Annotated in this window: 17 protein-coding genes; 6 read left to right on the forward strand and 11 right to left on the reverse strand. The window is 67.1% G+C overall.

Features of this window, described 5'->3' with window-relative positions; translation table 11 throughout:
- Positions 1-34: 34 nt before the first annotated feature.
- A complete protein-coding gene (locus SLQ33_RS23760; RefSeq protein ID WP_319456342.1) occupies positions 35-904 on the reverse strand; it encodes an endonuclease domain-containing protein in 870 nt (289 codons plus the stop codon).
- A gap of 146 nt (positions 905-1050) precedes the next feature.
- Here SLQ33_RS23760 and SLQ33_RS23765 point away from each other — a divergent pair, with 146 nt between their 5' ends.
- A complete protein-coding gene (locus tag SLQ33_RS23765) occupies positions 1051-1599 on the forward strand; it encodes a restriction endonuclease (protein ID WP_413467756.1) in 549 nt (182 codons plus the stop codon).
- Here SLQ33_RS23765 and lat read toward each other — a convergent pair.
- Positions 1592-2920, reverse strand: a complete 1329-nt coding sequence (gene lat / locus SLQ33_RS23770; RefSeq protein ID WP_319456344.1) for an L-lysine 6-transaminase — start codon at positions 2918-2920, stop codon at positions 1592-1594. The genes SLQ33_RS23765 and lat overlap by 8 nt on opposite strands.
- A 52-nt stretch (positions 2921-2972) precedes the next feature.
- Complete coding sequence (locus SLQ33_RS23775; protein WP_319456345.1) at positions 2973-3431, reverse strand: Lrp/AsnC family transcriptional regulator; 459 nt, start codon at positions 3429-3431, stop codon at positions 2973-2975.
- 30 nt (positions 3432-3461) lie between these two features.
- On the opposite strand from SLQ33_RS23775, the gene SLQ33_RS23780 reads away from it, so the two are divergent.
- The gene (locus SLQ33_RS23780; protein ID WP_319456346.1) at positions 3462-4679 is read left to right on the forward strand and encodes a VOC family protein; all 1218 of its coding nucleotides are present in this window, start codon (positions 3462-3464) and stop codon (positions 4677-4679) included.
- Entirely contained in the window at positions 4676-6217 is a 1542-nt protein-coding gene (locus tag SLQ33_RS23785; protein WP_413467751.1) for an aldehyde dehydrogenase family protein, read from the forward strand. The genes SLQ33_RS23780 and SLQ33_RS23785 overlap by 4 nt, the downstream gene beginning before the upstream one ends.
- On the opposite strand, the gene SLQ33_RS23790 is transcribed toward SLQ33_RS23785, so the two are convergent.
- The 8 genes from SLQ33_RS23790 to SLQ33_RS23825 are packed head-to-tail and all read right to left on the reverse strand — an operon-like array spanning position 6119 to position 16332.
- Complete coding sequence (locus SLQ33_RS23790; RefSeq protein WP_319456347.1) at positions 6119-7339, reverse strand: CoA transferase; 1221 nt, start codon at positions 7337-7339, stop codon at positions 6119-6121. The genes SLQ33_RS23785 and SLQ33_RS23790 overlap by 99 nt on opposite strands.
- Positions 7332-8252 carry an SDR family NAD(P)-dependent oxidoreductase gene (locus SLQ33_RS23795; RefSeq protein WP_319456348.1) on the reverse strand — a complete coding sequence of 307 codons (921 nt, stop codon included), beginning with the start codon at positions 8250-8252 and terminating at the stop codon, positions 7332-7334. The genes SLQ33_RS23790 and SLQ33_RS23795 overlap by 8 nt, the downstream gene beginning before the upstream one ends.
- Position 8253: 1 nt before the next feature.
- A complete protein-coding gene (locus tag SLQ33_RS23800) occupies positions 8254-9084 on the reverse strand; it encodes a TauD/TfdA family dioxygenase (RefSeq protein WP_319456349.1) in 831 nt (276 codons plus the stop codon).
- Positions 9081-10928, reverse strand: a complete 1848-nt coding sequence (locus SLQ33_RS23805) for an NAD(P)/FAD-dependent oxidoreductase (protein WP_319456350.1) — start codon at positions 10926-10928, stop codon at positions 9081-9083. Before SLQ33_RS23805 ends, SLQ33_RS23800 begins: the two co-directional genes overlap by 4 nt.
- A gap of 8 nt (positions 10929-10936) precedes the next feature.
- On the reverse strand, positions 10937-12310 hold the full coding sequence (locus tag SLQ33_RS23810; protein WP_319456351.1) for an aromatic ring-hydroxylating dioxygenase subunit alpha: 1374 nt from the start codon (positions 12308-12310) through the stop codon (positions 10937-10939).
- A gap of 14 nt (positions 12311-12324) precedes the next feature.
- Entirely contained in the window at positions 12325-13182 is an 858-nt protein-coding gene (locus SLQ33_RS23815; protein ID WP_319456352.1) for an SDR family NAD(P)-dependent oxidoreductase, read from the reverse strand.
- Positions 13183-14604 carry an aldehyde dehydrogenase family protein gene (locus SLQ33_RS23820; RefSeq protein WP_319456353.1) on the reverse strand — a complete coding sequence of 474 codons (1422 nt, stop codon included), beginning with the start codon at positions 14602-14604 and terminating at the stop codon, positions 13183-13185.
- A 24-nt stretch (positions 14605-14628) separates the two neighbouring features.
- A complete protein-coding gene (locus SLQ33_RS23825) occupies positions 14629-16332 on the reverse strand; it encodes a thiamine pyrophosphate-binding protein (protein WP_319456354.1) in 1704 nt (567 codons plus the stop codon).
- A 195-nt stretch (positions 16333-16527) separates the two neighbouring features.
- Here SLQ33_RS23825 and SLQ33_RS23830 point away from each other — a divergent pair, with 195 nt between their 5' ends.
- Genes SLQ33_RS23830 through SLQ33_RS23840 form a run of 3 tightly spaced genes read left to right on the forward strand, consistent with a single transcriptional unit; the run spans position 16528 to position 20522 of the window.
- Positions 16528-18135, forward strand: a complete 1608-nt coding sequence (locus SLQ33_RS23830) for an SMP-30/gluconolactonase/LRE family protein (RefSeq protein ID WP_319456355.1) — start codon at positions 16528-16530, stop codon at positions 18133-18135.
- Positions 18132-18878 carry a GntR family transcriptional regulator gene (locus SLQ33_RS23835; RefSeq protein WP_319456356.1) on the forward strand — a complete coding sequence of 249 codons (747 nt, stop codon included), beginning with the start codon at positions 18132-18134 and terminating at the stop codon, positions 18876-18878. The genes SLQ33_RS23830 and SLQ33_RS23835 overlap by 4 nt, the downstream gene beginning before the upstream one ends.
- A gap of 15 nt (positions 18879-18893) precedes the next feature.
- Positions 18894-20522, forward strand: a complete 1629-nt coding sequence (locus tag SLQ33_RS23840; protein ID WP_319456571.1) for an AMP-binding protein — start codon at positions 18894-18896, stop codon at positions 20520-20522.
- The last annotated feature ends 4 nt before the right edge of the window (positions 20523-20526 follow it).

Consider the following 20526-nt stretch of genomic DNA (forward strand, 5'->3'; position numbering starts at 1 on the left):
AACCCCGCGAACAACCGTACTTTCGATGAGCTTGTCAGTCGGGAAAACCTCTCTCCCGCAGGGCTAATCGCACGCGTGCTACCACCTTGGCTCGCTGATAGCGCAATTGCTTGGAGCTCACCCGCACGATCTTCCACCCCTTTGCCGCAAGGAATTCCAGGCGTTCGATGTCGTTGGAGTAGTCGTCGGGGTTCGTGAAGTGTTGTTCGCCGTCATACTCCGCGCCAACCTTCCAGTCGGGCCAACCCATGTCGATCCGCCTGACCACCCGGCCCCTCTGGTTGGTCACCGGGATCTGCGTCACGGGGCGCGGTAGCCCAGACTGCACGAGGAGGAGTCGCAGTCGTGTCTCTTGCGGCGATTCGGCACCGGCGTCGACCAGATCCAGCGCAGCCCACAACCGTCGTATGCCCCTGGCGCCGGGATGGCTTCGGGCAATGTCCTCGACCGAAGCCGGGGTGCCCCCGGTCGCATTGAGCAGCGCGTCGATACGGATCACCGCGGTCTCCAACGGTAGCCGCCGACCGAGGTCGTAAGCCGTTCTTGCGGCAGTGGTGCACTCGATCCCGTCGATCGAGCAGACCTCGTCGGCCCGTATCTCGTCGCTCCGCACGAGGATGCCGGGCGCGGCCACCTTGCGGGAGTGGGCGAGTTCAACTGGGGCATCGACTGGTATCCACCGACTGCCAAGCAGCGCCGCCGCCGAGTGGCCGACCACCGTCGCCGTCCGCCCCGACCACAGCCATGCGGCATACGCCCAGTCGAGCGCCGTCAGCTCGACTCCATTGCGGACGTACACGTTGCGGTACAGCTTCGTGTACCGCCGGCTCAGGTCGCGGCGTGTGAGCCGTCCTGCAGCCAGCACCTCCGTCGCGACGACGAGTTGCGATGAGCACTGGCGCACCAAGCAATCGTCACCCGAGCGAGACTGCTGCCTTAGCACCAATTCGGCGGCCGGCGAAAGTACGGTTGTTGTACGCAAACCTCGAGTAAGGCCGTAAACATCCGTACTTTCGGCGAGGAAATTCGGTGTCGGTGCGACGGCATAACATTCGGGCCGTGTGGAGGGTCTATGCCGTGGTCGCCGTCACGGCGGGAGTGGGCGCGCACCTTCTCGGCCTGAGCCTCCCCTACAGCGTCGCGGTCGCCGTGCTCGCGCCCGCGCTACCGGCCTTCCTGCTGGGCCTGCTCCGCGGCGCCGGCACCCCCGGTGCTGGCGAACAGGCGGCCAGCGACCAGATGTCCGGGATCGAGTTCGAGGACCACGTCGCACGCATCGCTCGCGCCAGTGGCGCACCGGTCATGATGACGCCGGTGACGGGCGACTTCGGAGTCGACCTCGTCGTCGGACGGCGACCGGATCGGCTAGCGATCCAATGCAAGCGTCAGTCCCGACCGGTCGGCGCGGGTGCGGTGCAGGAGGTGGTGGCCGGCGCGGCGATGCACGACTGTGCGCACACCATGGTGGTGACGAATCACGACTTCACGCCCGCCGCACGCAAACTCGCTGAGCAACACGGATGCGTTCTGGTCGGCGGTGAAGACCTGACTCGGCTCGGCTCGATGATCCGACGGCTGGTGACGCCCCGCGTCAGCTGAGCGCGGTGCGCACGGCGTCCACTGCGGCGTCGAGCTCCTGCCGTGACGCAGTGAGCGCAGGCCGGAACCGAACGCTGTCGGGCCCGCTGGCCAGCATGATCACGTGCTGGTCCCACAGCCGGCGCACCAGCGCGTCACGCTGCTCGGCGGTCGGCATGCTGAAGGCGCACATCAACCCACGCCCGCGCGGGTCGAGCACCAGCGTCGGGAACTCGGCGGCCAGCTCCTGGAGCCGGTTGAGCAGGTAGCGGCCCGCGTCGGCGGCGTGCGCCAGCAGTCCGTCGGACTCGATGACTTCGAGGATGCGCCGGGAGCGGACCATGTCGGTCAGGTTTCCGCCCCAGGTGGAGTTGATGCGCGAGCTCACCGCGAAGACGTTGTCGGCGACCTCGTCGACGCGTCCGCCGGCCATCACGCCGCACACCTGAGTCTTCTTGCCGAACGCGACGACGTCTGGCGTCACGCCCAATTGCTGGTAGGCCCAAGGGGTTCCGGTCATGCCGCAACCGGTCTGTACTTCGTCGAAGATTAGCAGCGCGTCGAACTCGTCGCACAGCTCGCGCATCGCGGCGAAGTACTCTCCGCGGATGTGCCTATCCCCACCTTCACCCTGGATGGGCTCGGCGAGGAAGCAGGCGACGTCGTGGGGGTGCGCCTCGAAGACCGCCCGCGCCTGCCGCAGCGACTCGGCCTCGAGCGCGTCCATGTCGGCGCCGGGGCGCAGGTAGGGCGCGTCGATGCGTGGCCAGTCGAACTTGGGGAAGCGCGCCACCTTGTTGGGGTCGGTATTGGTCAGCGACAGCGTGTACCCGCTGCGGCCGTGGAAAGCGCCGCGCAAGTGCAGCACCTTGGTGCCCAGCGCGGCATCGATCCCGCGGGACTCGTTGAGCCGGCTCTTCCAGTCGAACGCGACCTTGAGCGCGTTCTCCACCGCGAGCGCGCCACCGTCGACGAAGAACAGGTGCGGCAGCGCCGGGTCGCCGAGCACCCGGGAGAAGGTGTCGACGAAGCGCGCCATCGGCACGCTGTAGACGTCGGAGTTGCTCGGCTTGTTGACGGCCGCCGCCGCGAGTTCGGCACGGAAGTCGGGATCGCCGGCCAGCGCCGGGTGGTTCATGCCCAGCGCGGACGACGCGAAGAACGTGAACATGTCGAGGTACCGCTCGCCGGTGCGGGCGTCGACCAGGTATGAGCCCACGGAGCGCTCGACGTCGAGCACGAAGTCGAGGCCGTCGGCCAGGATGCTGCGGCGCAGCACCTCGTGCACGTCGTCGGGACCGAGGGCGGGGTCGGCTACGCGAGGCCGGAGGACAGCGGTCATACCGCCATCCTAACGTATTATTTACGGTCTATCGACACATACACAGGAACAATTACGGTATGAAGTCGCGTCCATCGTAAAAAGTCTGTAAGATTATGGTGCTTCGGGTGCGGACGTTAGCTGTCGTCCGGATCTGCTGCAGAAGCTCTTCAAGCGCTCTGCCCGAGCGAACACGTACCAGCAGGACGTAGCTCTCGTCCCCCGCCACCGAGTGACACGACTCGATGGCATCGATGTGTTCGAGCCGGGCGGGAGCATCATCGGGTTGAGACGGATCGAGAGGGGTGATGGCGACGAACGCCGACAGCATGTTTCCTACTGCCTCCGGATTGATCTTGGCCCGGTACCCCGTCACCACCCCGCGCGATTCGAGCTTGCGCACCCGCGACTGGACGGCCGATACCGACAGGCCGACGCTCGTTGCGAGCTGGGCCAGCGTCGCCCGCCCGTCGGCCACCAACGCGCGGGCCAGGGCCCGGTCGATGTCGTCGAGTTCGTCGGCATCCGTCATGGCCGGAGACTATCGCGGACGAGCGATCCGATGAGCGCGCACGTCCAAACCTGGGAGCTGCGCGCCAGATTCGCCGCCGCGCTGTCAGCGATGTACGGCGCCGAGGTGCCTGCCTACAACACCTTGGTCGACGTCAGCACCGACGTGAACCGCAACTGCGCCTCCACCGACCGGCTTGGCTCGCTGGGGCGGGTCACCGCCGAGCGGCACGGCGCGATCCGCGTTGGCAACGTGCGGGAACTCGCCGACGTGGCCACCCTCTACTCGGCGTTCGGCATGTACCCGGTGGGCTACTACGACCTACGCGAGGCTGCCTCTCCCGTGCCAGTCGTGTGCACGGCATTCCGGCCCATCGACGCAATCGAGTTGGACCGCAATCCATTCCGCGTCTTCACCTCGATGCTGGCCACCGCCGACGCGCGGTTCTTCGACGCCGACCTGCGCGTCAGGGTGGAACGCTTCCTTGCCGCCCGACACCTGTTCGACCCCGAGCTCATCGCCGACGCGCGCCGCATCGCCGCCGCGGGCGGCGCCCCTGCCGCCGAGGCCGATGACTTCGTCACGCGTGCGACGGCGGCGTTCAGACTGTCCCGGGACCCGATCGACACCAGCTGGTACACCGAGCTGTCCCAGGTCTCCGCGGTGGCCGCCGACATCGCCGGAGTGCGGACTACCCACATCAACCACCTCACCCCGCGGGTGCTCGACATCGACGAGTTGTACCGGCGGATGGTGGCCAAGGGCGTCGTCATGCTCGGCACCATTGAGGGCCCGCCGCAGACGAATGGGCCCGACGTGCTGTTGCGGCAGACGTCGTTTCGAGCATTGGCCGAACCGCGGCGGTTCCGCGATCCCGAGGGCACCGTCACCGAGGGCAGCCTGCGGGTGCGGTTCGGCGAGGTCGAGGCCCGCGGCGTGGCCCTGACCCGGGCCGGCCGGGAGCGCTACGACGCGGCCATGGCCCATGAGGACCCGGCCGCCGTGTGGGATCGGTACTTCCCCGCCACCGACGCCGAGCTCGCGGCGCAGGGACTGGCCTACTACCGCGGCGGTGACCCTGCCAAACCCGTTGTGTACGAGGACTTCCTGCCTGCGTCGGCGGCTGGGATCTTCCGGTCCAACCTCGATCACGACGCCGACGCGGTCGACGCGCCACACGGATCCGACTACAGCCTCGACTGGATGGCGGGCGCGATCGGCCACTACATCCACGACCCTTACGACCTCTACGAGAAAGCGGCATCATGACCAGCATGAAGACCACCCCGTTGCCCACGGCCGACGACCTGCGTGACCGGGTGCGCGCTGCGTTACAGGCCATTGGCGCTCATGTGGAGCTCGGCGAGCCGGGCGCAGCGGGCGTGCCTGCGAGCACGCCGATCACCGGTGACGTGCTGTTCAGCGTCACCGAGACCACCCCGGCGGAGACCGAGGCGGCCATCGCCGACGCTGCGGCGGCGTTCGCCACGTGGCGGACCACGCCGGCACCGGTGCGCGGCGCCCTGGTGGCGCGGCTCGGCGAACTTCTCATCGAGCACAAGGCCGATCTCGGCACGCTCGTCACGGTCGAGGCGGGCAAGATCACCTCCGAGGCACTCGGTGAGGTGCAGGAGATGATCGACATCTGCCAGTTCGCCGTCGGCCTGTCGCGTCAGCTGTACGGAAAGACCATTGCCTCCGAACGGCCGGGCCACCGGCTCATGGAGACGTGGCACCCGCTGGGCGTGGTCGGCGTGATCACCGCCTTCAACTTCCCGGTCGCGGTGTGGGCGTGGAACACCGCCATCGCGCTCGTCTGCGGCGACACCGTCGTGTGGAAGCCCTCGGAGCTCACCCCGCTCACCGCGATCGCCTGCCAGGCGCTGATCGAACGGGCCGCCGACGATGTTGGCGCGCCCAAGACCGTCAGCCGACTGATCCAGGGCGGCCGCGAGCTCGGCGAGCAGCTCGTCGATGACCCGCGCGTGGCGCTGGTGTCGGCGACCGGTTCGGTGCGGATGGGCCAGCAGGTCGGCCCCCGCGTCGCGCAGCGGTTCGGCAAGGCGCTGCTCGAACTCGGCGGCAACAACGCGGCGATCGTGACGCCGTCGGCCGACCTCGACCTCGCGGTGCGCGGCATCGTGTTCTCCGCGGCGGGCACTGCAGGCCAGCGCTGCACCACGATGCGCCGGGTGATCGCGCACCGCTCGGTGGTGGACACCTTGGTGGAGCGGATCGTCGCGGCGTACCGCAGCCTGCCCGTCGGAGACCCCGCAGCCGACGGCACCCTGATCGGACCGCTGATCCACGAGCGTTCCTACCGCGACATGGTCGGGGCACTCGAGCTGGCCAAGGCCGACGGCGGTGACGTCGTCGGTGGCGACCACGTGGACCTCGGCGAAGGCTCCTACTACGTCCGCCCCGCCGTGGTCCGGATGCCCGCGCAGACGGCGGTGGTGCACGACGAGACGTTCGCACCGATCCTCTACGTGCTCACCTACGACGACCTCGACGAGGCCATCGCACTGAACAACGCCGTCCCGCAGGGGCTTTCGTCGGCGATCTTCACCACCGACATGCGCGAAGCCGAGCGATTCATGGCGGCCGACGGGTCGGATTGTGGCATCGCCAACGTCAACATCGGCACGTCGGGTGCGGAGATCGGTGGCGCGTTCGGCGGCGAGAAGCAGACCGGTGGCGGCCGCGAATCAGGGTCCGATTCGTGGAAGGCCTACATGCGGCGCGCCACCAACACCGTCAACTACAGCTCCGAGCTCCCGCTCGCTCAGGGAGTCCACTTCGGCTAGCACCTCGGCGGTGTCGGCACCCAACTCGGGGGCGAAACCCCTGACCCGACCCGGCGTGCGCGAGAACCACGTCGGCACACCGGGAATTCGCACCGCCCCATACTTGGTCTGCACCGTCTCGAACAGGCCGACGGCGTTGAGGTGCGGATCGTCGAACAGGGCGTCGGGCGTCTGGATGGGCGCGGCGGGAATCTCGAGCTCGCGGAACAGCTCCAGCCACTCGCCGGTGGTGCGTTCCAACAGCGTCTGGGCGATCAGGCCGTAGACCACGTCGATCTGCTTTGCCCTACGCTCCAACGTCGCGTAAAGCTCGCTGTTCCAGGCGGGTTGGACGGCCGCGATGAATGCGTTCCAGTGCTTGTCGTTATAGATCAGCGCCGCGATGGAGCCGTCCTTCGTCTGGTACGGCCTGCGGTTCGGCGCGACGGTACGCGGGTACACGGCCGGCCCCAATGGCGGATCGAACATGGCGCCGTTGGCGTGCTCGACGAGCATGAAGGACGCCATGGTCTCGAACATGGCGACCTCGACCTCCTGTCCCTCGCCGGTGCGTTCCCGGTGGAACAGCGCCATCATCGTCGCGTAGAGCGCGGTCAGCCCGGCGACCTTGTCCGCCATGATCGTTCCGACGTAGTTGGCCTCACCGGTGAGTTGCTCCTGCACCGCGGGCAGGCCGCACTCGGCCTGGATGGTGTCGTCGTAGGCAGGCCGGTCGGCCTCAGGACCGCGGCGGCCGTAGCCATAGCAGTTGGTGTAGACGATGTTCGGGTTGATGGCAGCCACGTCGTCGTAGCCGAAGCCGAGCTTCGCGACGGCCTTGGCCCGCATCGAGTGAATGAAGACGTCGGCCCGCTCGATGAGCGCGCGCAGTGCGTCAGCGCCCGCTTCGGTGCGCAGATCCAGTACGACGCTGCGCTTTCCCCGGTTGACGTTGACGAACACACCACTCATCCCCGGCGCCGGGCCGACCGAGATGAAGCGGGTGTTGTCGCCGTCCGGCGGTTCGACCTTGACGACGTCAGCGCCCATGTCAGCCATGATTTGCGTGCAGTACGGGCCCATCACCATCGCGGTGAGGTCCACCACGCGCACCCCGTGCAGCGGGCCGTTCGGTTCAGCCATGGCCGGCGCCCATCCCGAAGCTGTACCGGATGTGGTCGGCGTGTCCGTCGGGGACGGGCGGAAACACCAGCGGCGCAGTGTCGTCGCGGATCGCGTCGAGGTGTTCGCCGACGTCTTCGATCGACCAGGACGGCTGGTACACCCCCGGCGTCTCGGCGATGAACGCCCGCGCGATGCGGCCCGCGATGGCCACGAACAGCTCGCCGGTTACCGAGCACGTCTCATGGGCCAGCCAGCCGACCGCAGGCGCCACCAGGTCGGACCCCATCGGCGGATAGGACGAGATATCGAGTCCCTCGGCCATTCTCGTCACCGCGCCGGGGACGATCGCGTTGCATCGCACGCCCTCGGCGGCGCCCTCGAGCGCCACCACGTTGGTGAGCCCGATGATGCCAGCCTTGGCCGCGGCATAGTTGGCCACTCCCTGGTTGCCGTACAGCCCGCCGATCGACGACGTCAGCACGATGCGGCCGTAGCCTGCGTCGCACATGAGTGGAAAGGCCGGGCGCACGACGTGGAATGCGCCACGCAGGTGCACGTCGAGCACCGCGTCGAAGTCCTCGTAGGACATGTCCTTGAGCGAGCCGCGGCGCACGTTGCCCGCGTTGTGGATCAGCACGTCGATGCGGCCGTAGTGCTCCAACGCCGCGTCGACGATCGCGCGGCCACCCTCGGCGGTGGCCACCGAGTCGGTGTTGGCGACGGCATTGCCTCCGGCAGTGCGGATCTCATCCACCACTGCAGCGGCTGGTCCGTCGTCGGCGCCGTCTCCGGTGAGGCTGCCACCCACGTCGTTGACGACGACCTTCGCACCCCGGCCCGCCAGCAGAAGCGCGTACTCGCGGCCAAGGCCGCGCCCGCCGCCAGTAACCACGGCGACGCGCCCGTCGAAGCTCAGGTCAATTGGGGACATGTCAGGCGAACGGCTCCTCACCGGCGAGCTTGGTGCGCTGCAGCAGCCGCCCCGAAGTGGGGTCGTACGGCGTCGCCCGATGCATGGTGCCGGTGTTGTCCCAAATCACCAGGTCCCCCACCGACCACTTGTGCCGGTAGACGAACCGAGGCTGGGTGGCCCAATCACGAAGCCGCACCAGCAGTTCCGCACTCTTGCGGTAGTCCACGTCGATGACGTGGCGCGCCGTAGCGCCGAGCACCAGCGACTTGCGGCCCGAACGGTGCGTCCACACCAGCGGCAGCTCCCGGTCACCGATCGCCTGCATCTGCTTCAGCGTGCGGATGTCGGGCTCGGGCTGGTAGTAGAACAGCGTGTTCCACGCCGAGTGCATCACCCGCAGCGACTCGAGCTCGGCCTTGTCCTCATCGGACAGCGAGTCGTAGGCCGCGTACGTGCTGCAGAACTCGGTGTCACCTTCGTCCTCATTGCCCAGCGCGACGCTCTGCAGCAGCGACGCCAGGATCGGCACCTCGTTCATGGTGCCGTCGAGGTGCCAGTACAGCGACCCTTTGAGGTAGTCGGCTTGCTTGTTGACGTCCTCGTCCAACGACACCTTGTACAGCTTCTCGCCACTGTTCTCCGGAGCGAACGTGCCGAGGGTCTCGGTGAACGCGACCTGTTCCTCGTCGGTGAACCCGAGCTTCGGAAACACCAACACGCCACGGGTTTCGAGCAGCTCCCGGATGGTCGCGGCATGTTCGCCCGACAGCAGCACGGACTTCTCCGCGATGACCTCGGTGCCGATCTCGGGCGCGATGTCCCTGGTTGCCAGTGTCGTCACAGAAGTCACTTGCTTAGCTCCAGTCCGTCGAGGTCGCCCTTGTCGCGCCAAGCCGCCAGCAGGTCGTCAAACTCGTAGAAGCCCGGCGAATAGAAGTCGCCAAGGAAGGAGCCGTTGCCTTCACCACCGCCGCGGCCCTCATTGTTGTAATAACCAGGGGTGCATGATAATTCGAAAGCCGAATTGTCGATCGAAAGCTCCCGGACGGTGTTCACCCAGTTGTCCTGACCTGCTTGGCTCGGCTCGACGGTCGTCACACCTCGGGCCTGTGCCTCAGCGATGATGTACGCAATGTGCTTGGCTTGTTGCTCGAACATCGCCGTGGTGTTGGCCGAGACGCCGCCCTGGATGAAGCCCATGAAGAACTCGTTCGGGAAGCCGCGGCTCGTCATTCCGTGCATGGTCTTGTAATTGTCCTGCCAGTAGTCGAAGAGCGAGAGCCCGTCGCGGCCGACGATCTGGTCGATCGCGTACCGGCGGCTGAGCTCCGTCGAGATCTCGAAGCCACTGGCGAAGATGATGCAGTCGACATCGTATTCCACTCCGTCGGCGACGATTCCCTTCTCGGTCAACCGTTCCACCCCCTTGGACGCGGACACGTCGACGAGCGTGACGTTCGAGCGGTTGAAGGTGGCGAGGTACTGCTCACTGGAACACGGCCGCTTGCACATGAACCGGTAGTAGGGTTTGAGCGCCTCGGCGGTGTCTGGGTCGTCGACAATCTTGCCGACGTGGCGGCGCAGCCGCTCCATGATCTTGTAGTCTTCCTCTTCCCGGAACGCCATGATCTGCTCGATGGTCACCGATGCGGGGTCGTCGACGCCCGCGATGCGGGCAGTCAGGTTGCGGCCGAGCTCAGTCCAGAAGTCGCACACCAGATCCGGCTCACCGAACACGACGCCGACGAACGGCGACCAGTTGTGGAAGTTGCGCTTGCGCTCCTCCTGCCAGCCCGGCTGCAGTGAGGCGGCCCAGTCGGCATCGGTCAGAGGGTTGGTGCGCGCGTCCACCGAAGACGGCGTCCGCTGGAATACGAAGAGTTGCTGGGCATCGCGGCCGAGGTGCGGTACCAACTGAATTCCGGTGGCGCCGGTGCCGACGAGTGCGACGCGCTTGTCCGCCAGCTTGTGCAGGCCGCCATCCGCATCACCGCCGGTGTAGTCGTAGTCCCAGCGCGCGGAGTGGAACACGTGCCCCTTGTAGTCCTTGATCCCTGGGATTCCTGGCAGCTTGGGGCGGTTGTATGAGCCTTGTGCCATGACGACGAACCGCGCCCGGATGTCGTCGTCGCGGTCGGTGGTGATTCGCCAGCGCTCACTCGCGTCGTCCCAACGTAATTCACGCACCTGGGTCGAGAACAGCGCGCCGTCGTACAGGCCGAAGTGCTTGCCGATGTTGCGGCAATGCTGGAAGATCTCGGCTCCGTCTGCGAACTTCTTCGACGGCATGAAGTCCAGCTCTTCGAGCAGCGGGATGTAGCAGTAAGCGTCGTTGTCGCACTGGATTCCGGGGAAGCGGTTCCAGTACCACACCCCACCGAAGTCGCCGGCCATCTCGATGACGCGGATACCTTCGACGCCGGCCTTCTTGAGATACGCGCCGGCCAGCAGTCCGGCGAAGCCGCCGCCGAGAATGACGACATCGGCGTCTTCGACGATCGGGCCGCGCTCGGTCACCGTCGTGTAGGGATCGACCTCGTAGAATTCGGCGAAATCGCCTTCGAGCTCCAAATACTGCGAACCGCCTTCGGGCCGCAGCCGCTTGGCGCGTTCGGCGGCGTACTTCTCCTGCAACGCCGGGATGTCCACGTCCTCCGGGGTATCCGTCGGCCCGCAGGCATTCTCGATCGTCATAGTGCTCCTCAAAGCTCCGTGGGGGCGCCAGTACCCATGTACTTCGCCAATTGGGTGTGAAGGTTGACCGTGCTGCGCTCGCGGTACGGGTTGGGTTTGGTGCCTGGGAAGCCGAGTGACTTCATGCCTTGCTGCACGGCCGCCATATTCGAGAAGTCCTGCGGCAGCACTGAAAGCCAGTTTGGATCGCCCACCGGGGTGTAGACCCACTCCGTCTCGGGCTCTTGACCTTTGGGATAGAGCTCGAACACCGCCACCTCGAAGATGCACTTGTTGGGGTCATAGCTCGGGTCGGGCCGCGCGCTGTAGCAGAGCGCGCTGGTCAGCCCCTGGCCGACCTGGAAGTTGGGGAAGATCTGCCATGCCGTGCCGCTCTGGCCGAGGATGTCGGCGGGGATGGTCGGCCAGACGACCCCGCGCGACGCGTCGTCGTTGCGGGCCGACGTCAGCCAGTGTTGAAGTACCTCGTCGGCGGGCGTGCCCTCGGGGAGCTCGTCGACGAGCCGCTTGGCCGCGTTGACGAGCGTGTTGGTGGTGGTGGCGTTGGTCTCTTCCATTGTGTAGATCTGCATTTCGGCCGTCGAGATGCGCGGATCGCCGGTACCGAGGCGGATCTTGGACTTGGTCTCGTCCATCCCCTTCGGCGCGTCGTAGCCGATGTTGCTGTGCTTGCCCTGCGCCTTGGCCCAGCCCTTGAACTCGCCGAATTTGTTGAACTCGGGATGGGTGGTGAAGACGTGGTAGGTCTCGTTGAAGGCCTCCATCGCGACTTTCCAGTTGCAGTCGAAGTTCAACCACTTGCGCCATTTGAAGCGCATGTTCTCCAAGCCGAACGGATCGAGGATCTTGGCCGCGGGAAAGAGGTAGTCCGCCAACGGTTCACAATCGGGATCCATGTTGATGAACACCCAGCCGCCCCAGGTGTCGACCCGAACAGGACGCAGGTGGGTGTTCTCCGGCGTCAGTGCGCCCTTCCAGTCGTCCTGCTCACGGATGTGGGTGCATGCACCGTCCAGCCCGTACGTCCAGCCGTGGAATCCGCACACGAACGACTTGCGCGCCTTGCCGCGCGCGTTCTTGGCGCCAGCCGCCGTGTCGACGAGCTTGCGGCCACGGTGCATGCAGACGTTGTGGTGGGCAGCGAACTCGTTCGGCCCGGTGCGCACGACGATGATCGAGTCGTCGAGGATGTCGTACGTCAGGTAGCTGCCGACTTCGGAGATGTCCTCGACACGGCCGGCCTGCTGCCACACCTTGCGCCACAACCGATCCCGCTCGTTGCGTGCGTACTCCTCGGAGATGTATGCCTCGACGCCGATGGTCACCGGGTCGGCCAGTTCCTCGGCGGGCTCGGCCTCGGGGCGATTGTCGATATCGGTCATCTCACACAGTCCTTTCAGAGCCGGCTGATGCTGCTGCGGAAGGAATCGTCTTTGAGGAACAACGAGGTGTTGTCGGCCCCAAGGTGCGTCCACTTGAGGTTCAGCCCGCCGTCGACGAGAAGCGTCTGGCCCGTGACGTATCCGGACAGGTCCGACAGCAGGAACAGGATGGCGCCGGCCTGCTCCTCTGGGGTGCCTCGTCTACCCATCGCGATCGCCGTGCGGTCGCGGTCGGGGTCCTCGTCGACGTAGGTGGCCGACGCCGCGGTCTCGGTGACCCCGGGTGCCACCGCGTTGACCCGAATACCCGAGTCGGCCAGCTCGACGGCCATGGTCCGCGTCATCGCGACGACGGCGGCCTTCGCCGTGCCGTAGGCGATGTGGAATGGCGCCGTGTTCATCCCGCTGATCGACGAGACGGACACGATCGACCCGGGCAGTCCGTCGGCGACCAGCTTCGAGGCGACGGCCTGGCTGGTGAAGAACGCCGTCTCGAGGTTGGCGGCGAACAATGCCCGCCAGTCCTCCCGGGTCACCCGCGTCGACGGCATCCAGGTGTCCGGCGCCGCCCCTCCCGCAACGTTCACCAGCCCGTAGAGCCGGGCCTCGGTGGCCGCCGAAGTCCGCTCCACCTGCTGCATGACGGTGGCAATCCCATCGTCGGTCGACGCGTCGGCCGCCACCGTGATCACCGGAAGGCCTTGCTCGGCAAGGGGTCCCACGTGCTCGTCGAGGTTCTCCTGGCGTCGGCTGACCGCGATGACGGTGGCTCCGGCCCGCGCGGCCATCGCCGTGACCGTCGTGCCGATGCCTCCGCCACCGGCGCCGGAGACGATGACGATGCGACCCGCGAGGTCGAGCAGGTCTCCCATCTACTCTCCGTAGCCCAGGATCGACTTCGTTTCGAGGTACTCGTGGAAGCCGATATCGCCCCACTCGCGACCGTTGCCACTCTTCTTGTAGCCCCCGAACGCGGAACTGAAGTCGAAGGCGTGGTTGATCGCCACCCAACCCGCGCGTATCCGGCTCGCCACAGCGCGCGCGGTGTCGATGTCCTCGCCGGACACGTAACCCGCCAGTCCGTACTCGGTGTCATTGGCGATCGCGACGGCGTCGTCGAGGTCGTCGTAACCGATGATCACGAGGACGGGACCGAAGACCTCCTCGCGGGCGATCGTCATGTCATTGGTGACGTCGGCGAACACCGTCGGCTTGACGTAGTACCCGGTTTCCAGCCCGTCGGGCCTTCCCGTACCGCCGGCCGCCAGGGTGGCACCCTCGTCGATGCCCTTCTGGATCAGCGCCTGGATCTTCTCGTACTGAGTGCCCGAAACCACCGGTCCCACAGTCGATCCGCTGTTCGGATCACCGATGTCGACACCGGCGGCGGCCGCAGCTGCGATTTCCTTGGCCTCCTCCATGCGGGCGGCGGGCACCAGCATCCGCGACGGTGCGCTGCACGTCTGTCCGGAGTTGCCGAACATCGTCACCACGCCCGAGCTCACGCTCTTGGCGAACACGGCGTCGTCGAGCACGATGTTCGGGCTCTTGCCGCCGAGTTCCTGGGCGACTCGCTTCACGGTCGGGGCGGCGTTGCGGGCCACCTCGATGCCGGCGCGCGTCGACCCGGTGAACGACACCATGTCGATATCGGGGTGACTGGCCAGCGCCACCCCGACGCCGGGCCCGTCACCTTGGATCAGGTTGAAGACACCCGCGGGAACGCCTGCCGTGTGCAGGATCTCGGCGAAGATCTGCGCCGAGAACGGCGCCACCTCGGACGGCTTGAGCACCGACGTGCAGCCGGTGGCCAGCGCCGGGAAGACCTTGACCGCGATCTGGTTGAGCGGCCAGTTCCATGGCGTGATCAGGCCGCAGACGCCGATCGGCTCCTTGACGATCGTGGTGGCGCCGCGATGCTCGACGAACGGGAACGACTTCAACGACTCGATGGCCGTCGTGAGGTGACCGAACAGCAGCCCCACCTGGGGCCCCGATGCCAGACCTGCGGGCGCGCCCATCTCCTCGGTGACGGCCTCAGCGAGCTCCGCTGCCCTACTCTGCGCCTCGGCGAGGATCGCGTTCAGTACTTCGAGCCGCTCCTCCACAGTCGTCACCGACCACGTTGCGAACGCGCGCCGGGCGGCCTTCACCGCCTTGTCCACGTCGGCGGCCGAGCCGATCGAGATATGGCCGGCCACCTGCTCGGTGGCGGGATTCTCGATGTCGGCCGTCCGCGGCTCGACCGGGTCCACCCATTGGCCGTCGATGTAGAACTTGAGGTAGCTACGCATTTTCGCTCCTAGCGTCGCGGTGCATCATTGGGTGCCTTCTGCGTACCACGTTCGGAACTCGTCGTAGCTCGGCATCTCCTCCGAGTTGACCTTGGGGTCGATTGGCACGTGGATGACGGTGACCTTTCCACTCGCGTAGGCCCGTTCGATCGCCGGCCCGAGTTCCTCGGGTTTGTCGACGTACTCCCCGCGACACCCGAAGCCCTCGGCGATCTTGTCGAATCGCACGTCCTTGCTCCAGTGCACGCCCGTCTCCAGGGAGCCCTGGCCGAAGGTCCGCTTGTAGACGCCGACCTCGAGGCCCCACTGGTTGTCGACGCCGACCACGCACACCAGCGGAAGGTTCAGTCGTGCAGCGGTTTCCAGTTCGGCGATGGCGAACATGAACGACGAGTCGCTGGTCAGCAGCATCACCGGCTTCTTGCGGCCGTCGGCCACCGACGCGCCGACCGCATACGGCAGGCCCGTCCCGATGTGCCCGAAGTTCTGGTTCCACACCACGTCGTGGGGCTTGGCCTGCGAGTAGGTCCACTGGAAGATCACCGTGGCGCCGCCGTCGCGGACCATGATGCCGTCCTCGGGGAACGCCTTGGTGGCCTCGACGACGAACCGCGCCGTGTGCAAAGGCGTTCCGCCGGGGGCATTCTCGGCGAGCTCGGCGATCCGGGCCGCGTCGTCGGAGATCCACCCCGCGAGTTCGGGGGTGGCCGCTCGAGGTGAGTCCTTCAGCGCGTCGACGAGCTGCGGCACGATCGCGCGCAGGTCGCCGACGAGCGGCACGTCGATGCGTCGGTTGACGCCAATGGCGGTGGGGTCGAGTTCGATGCTGATCCACTTGCGGTTGGCCTCATTCGCCAGCCAGTGCCTGCCCTTGCCGTAGTGCACCGGTTCACCGAGTTCGGTGCCGATCGCGACGACGAGGTCGGACTTGACCACCGCGTCGACCGCCGACGGCGAGAAACCGTAGGGGAAGGTGCGGTCCTCGAGACCCTTGATGAACGACGTTCCACCGGAGGTCTGAACCACCGGGCAGTTCACCAGCTTCGCCAACGCCTCGACGGATTCGCCTGCCCGGTTGGTGTGTACGGCGTGCCCGACGAGCAGGATCGGCTGCTCGGCCTTGCGGATGAGTTCGGTTGCGCGCTCGATCATCTGCGCGCTGGCGCCCTGGTTCACCAGCCGGTAGGCCTCGGGCGGCAGCGGCTCGGGAACGTCGAGTTCCTCGAGGATGACGTGTGACGGGTACTCGATGTAGGCCGGGCCGGGGGTGCCGGTCTGTGCAATGCGAAGGGCGTTGCGCACGATCTCGTCGGTCTGGTCGGCGTACTCGATGCTCGCCGAGTACTTCACCGACGGCGCCAGCAGCGGCGCCTGGGAGACGAACTGGATGCGACCGCGGCGGACGCGCTGCTCGGTGATGCGGGCGCGCTGGCCGCCCAGGAAGATCACCGGCGAGTTCTCCACCTTGGCGCACATGATGGCACCGGCGAGGTTCGCCAACCCCGGGCCCAGCGTGCCGATCGCCAGCCCGGGCTTACCGGTCATGCGCGACACGGCCTCGGCCATGAAGCCGGCGTTCTCCTCGTGGTGCGGCGCCACGACGGTCCAGCCCCGCTCCTCGGCGGCGTGGAACATGTGGACGAAGTTCGGGTCGGGGATGCCGAACAGCGTGTTGATGCCCTCAGCCTCGAACAGCTGCAGGATTCGCTCGTAAACCTTGACGGCCACTGGGGACTTTCTCCAATTTCTCTCTTGTCGCGATCACTCGCGCCGATGCTCGCCAGTCCGCAATTGTCCGGACAAGATAGTGATGTGCACCATTTGGAGAGCATGATTCTCCACCGGCTAGCTGCGCGTCAAGGGCCGACGGAGATTCGTTCGAACTTATTGTCTGGACTAATCGGAGTTGCTATCGTGCCAGCGATGACTACCGGCACGTACCAGAGCCGCTACGCCGCTACCCAGCAGCCGGAGGTGGCCGACGGCTGGCAACTCGAACGCCTCACCGCGCCAAGCCGGCTGTTCGGGGCCAACGGCCTGCGTACCGGCCCCGACGGCCGCATCTACATCGCACAGGTCACCGGCAGCCAGATCAGTGCGCTCGACGTCGACACCGGCGTCGTCGAGACCATCAGCGCCAAGGGCGGCGACATCATCGCCCCCGATGACGTCGCCTTCGACTCCCGCGGCAACCTCGTCGCGACGGAGGTCATGGACGGACGCGTCAGCCTGCGCGATACGACGGGCAGCACCCGGGTGCTGCGCGACGACGTCCCGTCGGCCAACGGCATCACGTTCCACCGGGACCGGCTGTTCATCGGCGAGTGCCGCGAGGGCGGGCGGCTCATGGAGTTCGACTTGGGCGGAGGGCCGCCGCGCATTCTGGCCGAGAACCTGCCGTCGCCCAATGCGATGGAGGTCGGACCAGACGGGTTGCTCTACTTCCCCGTGATGGGCGCCAACGAGATCTGGCGCATCGACCCCGACGGCGGCGTCCCGGAGACCGTCGCCACCGGACTCGGGGTCCCCGACTCGGTCAAGTTCGACGCCGAGGGGTTCATCGTCTCCACCCAGGTGGCCAGCGGTCAGGTGCTTCGCATCGATCCCCGTACCGGTGAGCAGCGGGTGATGGCCCAGTTGAATCCCGGACTGGACAACTGCACCTTCGTCGACGGACGGCTGTTCGTCTCGAACTTCACCGGCGAGATCACGGAGATCGTCGGTGTCGGTGCCACGCGCACGACGCTGCCCGGCGCGCTGAACTGGCCGCTGGACCTCGCGGTCGGCCACGATGGCCGGCTGTACGTGGCAGATGGCACCTACTTCTACGCGGTGGCGCAGGACGGTGCGCTGGAGACCGTCGGCATGCTGTTCTCGCCCGGCTATCCGGGCTTCCTGCGCGGACTGGTGCCGTCGGGGCCTGGCGAGTTCGTGGTCACCACCTCCGGCGGGCAGATCGGCCGCTACCGGCCGGGTCCCGACGAAACCGATTTCCTGGCAGACGGTTTCGACCAGCTGTACGGAGTCGCCATCGCGCCAAGCGGCATCGTCGCCGCCGAACAGGGCACCGGGCGGGTGGTGTGCGTGGACGCCAGCGGCCACGTCGACGTGCTCGCCACCGGCCTCGCCGACCCGGTCGGAGTGACCGTCACCCCCGACGGCGACGTGCTGGTCGCGGAATCCGGTGCGGGTCGGGTGGTTCGGGTGACGCCGTCGGGTGTCGAGCCCGTCGTCGACGGGTTGGGCCGCCCGCAGGGCATCCTGGCCACCGGCGGGGCGCTGTTCATCGTCGACGCCGGCGAGAAGGCCGTCATCGCCTTCGATCCGGCCACCGGCGCGCGCACCACGCTCGCGTCTGGGCTGCCCGTGGGCCCGCCGCCCGGCGTGGTGCCCAAGCCGCTGAAGGGCATGCCGCCGTTCTCCGGACCGCAGGGTCCATTCGCGGGCATCGCCGCGGGTCCCGATGGCACGCTGTACGTATCGGCCGACGGCGAGGGCAGCGTGCTCTCATTGCGACGGGATCGCACATGACGGCAGAGCTGGGGACCCCCGCGGATCATCGCTACCTGCAGGTGGCGCGCATCCTGCGCAAGGACATCGTCGACGGGGTCTATCCGGTCGGCACCCAGCTGCCCACCGAGCACGAGTTGTGCGAGCGTTTCGGCGTCAGCCGCTACACCGTCCGGGAGGCCCTGCGCAGGCTGCGCGACGACAACCTCGTCTCGTCGCGGCCGCGTGCGGGCACCATGGTGATCGCTCGTGCGGCGTCCAATTCCTATGCGCAGGAAGTGATGTCGATCAACGACCTGCTGGCATTCGCGGCGGGGGCGAAGTTCGACATCGAGTACAACGCCATGGCGACCCTCGACGAGGCGACGGCGGCGCACACCGGGCTGCCCGTCGGCTCGGAGTGGCTCGTCGTGCGGGGCAGCAGACGGGCGGACGGCACGCCGGAACCGATCTGTCACACCGAGTACTACGTCAACCGGGCCTTCGCTGCGGTCGGGCGGCTGTTGCAACGCCACAACGGACCGATCTTCCCGCTCATCGAGGATCTGTTCGGGGTCAGCGTCGTCGAGGTCCATCAGGAGATCGCGGCCGTCGTCGCCTCCACGAAGCTGGCGGCCGAGTTGAAGGTCGATGCGGGCAGCGCCGCGCTCGAGATGCGGCGCACCTACACGACTTCGGACGGGGAGATCGCCCAGGTCACCATCAACACCCATCCATCGTCCCGGTTCCGGTACTCGATGACCATGCGACGCGTGAAGGCTTAGGTGGACGTGGCGACCATGACCCGCGACGGCAGCGACCGGAAATCGGTTGGCGGACTGTCTATCCGGTGGAACGACGACCGTGCCGCCGAGGCGTACGCGAAGGGCCACTGGGTGCACACCACGCTGGCCGATGCACTGCGCGACGCCGCGCGAATCGCACCCGCGCGCGTGCTCGTGGTCGATGGCGACGTCCGGTTGGACTGCCGCGAGTTGCACAGCCGGGCGCAAGCGTTGGCCGCGGCTCTGAGCGACCGCATGCCCGTCGGCAGCGTGGTGTCGTTCATGCTGCCCAACTGGCACGAGGCCGCCGTCGTCTACCTCGGGGCGACGCTGGCCGGGATGGTGGTCAACCCCATTCTTCCGTCGCTGCGCGACCATGAGCTGCGCTTCATCCTCGATGACGTCGACAGCCGAATGATCTTCGTGCCCGCGGAATTCCGCGGCCACGACTACGCCGCGATGCTGAGCCGCGTCACCGACGCGCTCGACGCGCCGCCGGAAGTCGTGGTGGTGCGCGCAGCGCCCGGCCCGCACACCGCCTACGCCGAGCTGTTCGTGGGCGGCCCGGAAGCGCCCGTCGCGACGCTCGACCCGGACGCCGTCCGGATGATCATGTACACGTCGGGCACCACCGGCAGGCCCAAGGGCGTACTCCACACGCACAATTCGATCCACGCCCTCATCCGGCAACTCGGCGCGCACTGGCGCATCGACCCCGGCGACACCTTCCTGGTGCCCTCGCCCATCGCCCACATCGGCGGCTCGATCTACGCCTTCGAGCTGCCGCTGCTGCTCGGAACGACGGCGGTCCTCATGGAGACCTGGAACGCCGATGAAGCGGTCGCGCTCATGCGGACGCACGGCTGCACCCACATGGCAGGGGCCACCCCTTTCCTGCAGCAGCTGCTGGCCGCCGCCGAAAGTGCACAGACCCGGCTGCCTCAGCTCAAGGTGTTCATCTGCGGGGGTGCGTCGGTCCCGCCGTCGCTGATCCGAAGGGCCGCAGGCTACTTCGAGCGGGCAGCAGTCAGCAGGGTCTATGGATCCACCGAGGTGCCCGTGACGACGGTCGGTGCGCTCGACGACGCCGAGGCCGCGGCCGACACCGACGGACGGCCGGGAATCGCCGACGTCTGGCTGGTCGCACGTGACCCCGGAGGCATGGGCGGGCAGACCGGGGAGATCCACGCAAGAGGCGCACAGATGCTCGTCGGCTACCTGCACCCCGAGGACGAGGCCGAATCGTTCGACTGCGACGGCTACTTCTGCACCGGCGACATCGGCACCTGGGCCGGTGACGCGCTGGTGGTCACCGGCCGGGCCAAGGACATCATCATCCGCAACGGGGAGAACATCTCGCCCAAGGAGGTCGAGGACATCCTCATCGGCCACCCCGACATCGCCGAGGTGGCAGTGGTGGGGCTTCCCGATGCCCGCACGGGCGAGCGGGCGTGTGCGGTGGTCGTTCCGGTTGCAGAACCCGGCCCGGACGTCGCCGCGCTGCGCGAGTTCCTCGAAAGGCATGGCGTCGCGAAGTTCAAGGTGCCCGAGCGCGTGGCTATCTGGGAGGCGCTGCCCAAGAACGACGCGGGAAAAGTGTTGAAGCATCGGATCAGAGCGGCGCTTACGACCGAAGGTGGATGAGTGA

It is taken from the genome of Mycobacterium sp. RTGN6 (assembly GCF_033804605.1).
Classification (GTDB): domain Bacteria; phylum Actinomycetota; class Actinomycetes; order Mycobacteriales; family Mycobacteriaceae; genus Mycobacterium.

Excerpts from the sequence above, each read along its gene's own strand:
- SLQ33_RS23785 (WP_413467751.1), top strand. The coding sequence starts at position 4,676 with ATGACCAGCATGAAGACCACCCCGTTGCCCACGGCCGACGACCTGCGT.
- lat (WP_319456344.1), bottom strand. The coding sequence starts at position 2,920 with ATGACCGCTGTCCTCCGGCCTCGCGTAGCCGACCCCGCCCTCGGTCCC.
- SLQ33_RS23815 (WP_319456352.1), bottom strand. The coding sequence starts at position 13,182 with ATGGGAGACCTGCTCGACCTCGCGGGTCGCATCGTCATCGTCTCCGGC.
- SLQ33_RS23830 (WP_319456355.1), top strand. The coding sequence starts at position 16,528 with ATGACTACCGGCACGTACCAGAGCCGCTACGCCGCTACCCAGCAGCCG.
- SLQ33_RS23805 (WP_319456350.1), bottom strand. The coding sequence starts at position 10,928 with ATGACGATCGAGAATGCCTGCGGGCCGACGGATACCCCGGAGGACGTG.
- SLQ33_RS23775 (WP_319456345.1), bottom strand. The coding sequence starts at position 3,431 with ATGACGGATGCCGACGAACTCGACGACATCGACCGGGCCCTGGCCCGC.
- SLQ33_RS23820 (WP_319456353.1), bottom strand. The coding sequence starts at position 14,604 with ATGCGTAGCTACCTCAAGTTCTACATCGACGGCCAATGGGTGGACCCG.
- SLQ33_RS23835 (WP_319456356.1), top strand. The coding sequence starts at position 18,132 with ATGACGGCAGAGCTGGGGACCCCCGCGGATCATCGCTACCTGCAGGTG.
- SLQ33_RS23780 (WP_319456346.1), top strand. The coding sequence starts at position 3,462 with ATGAGCGCGCACGTCCAAACCTGGGAGCTGCGCGCCAGATTCGCCGCC.
- SLQ33_RS23840 (WP_319456571.1), top strand. The coding sequence starts at position 18,894 with ATGACCCGCGACGGCAGCGACCGGAAATCGGTTGGCGGACTGTCTATC.
- SLQ33_RS23810 (WP_319456351.1), bottom strand. The coding sequence starts at position 12,310 with ATGACCGATATCGACAATCGCCCCGAGGCCGAGCCCGCCGAGGAACTG.
- SLQ33_RS23790 (WP_319456347.1), bottom strand. The coding sequence starts at position 7,339 with ATGGCTGAACCGAACGGCCCGCTGCACGGGGTGCGCGTGGTGGACCTC.
- SLQ33_RS23795 (WP_319456348.1), bottom strand. The coding sequence starts at position 8,252 with ATGTCCCCAATTGACCTGAGCTTCGACGGGCGCGTCGCCGTGGTTACT.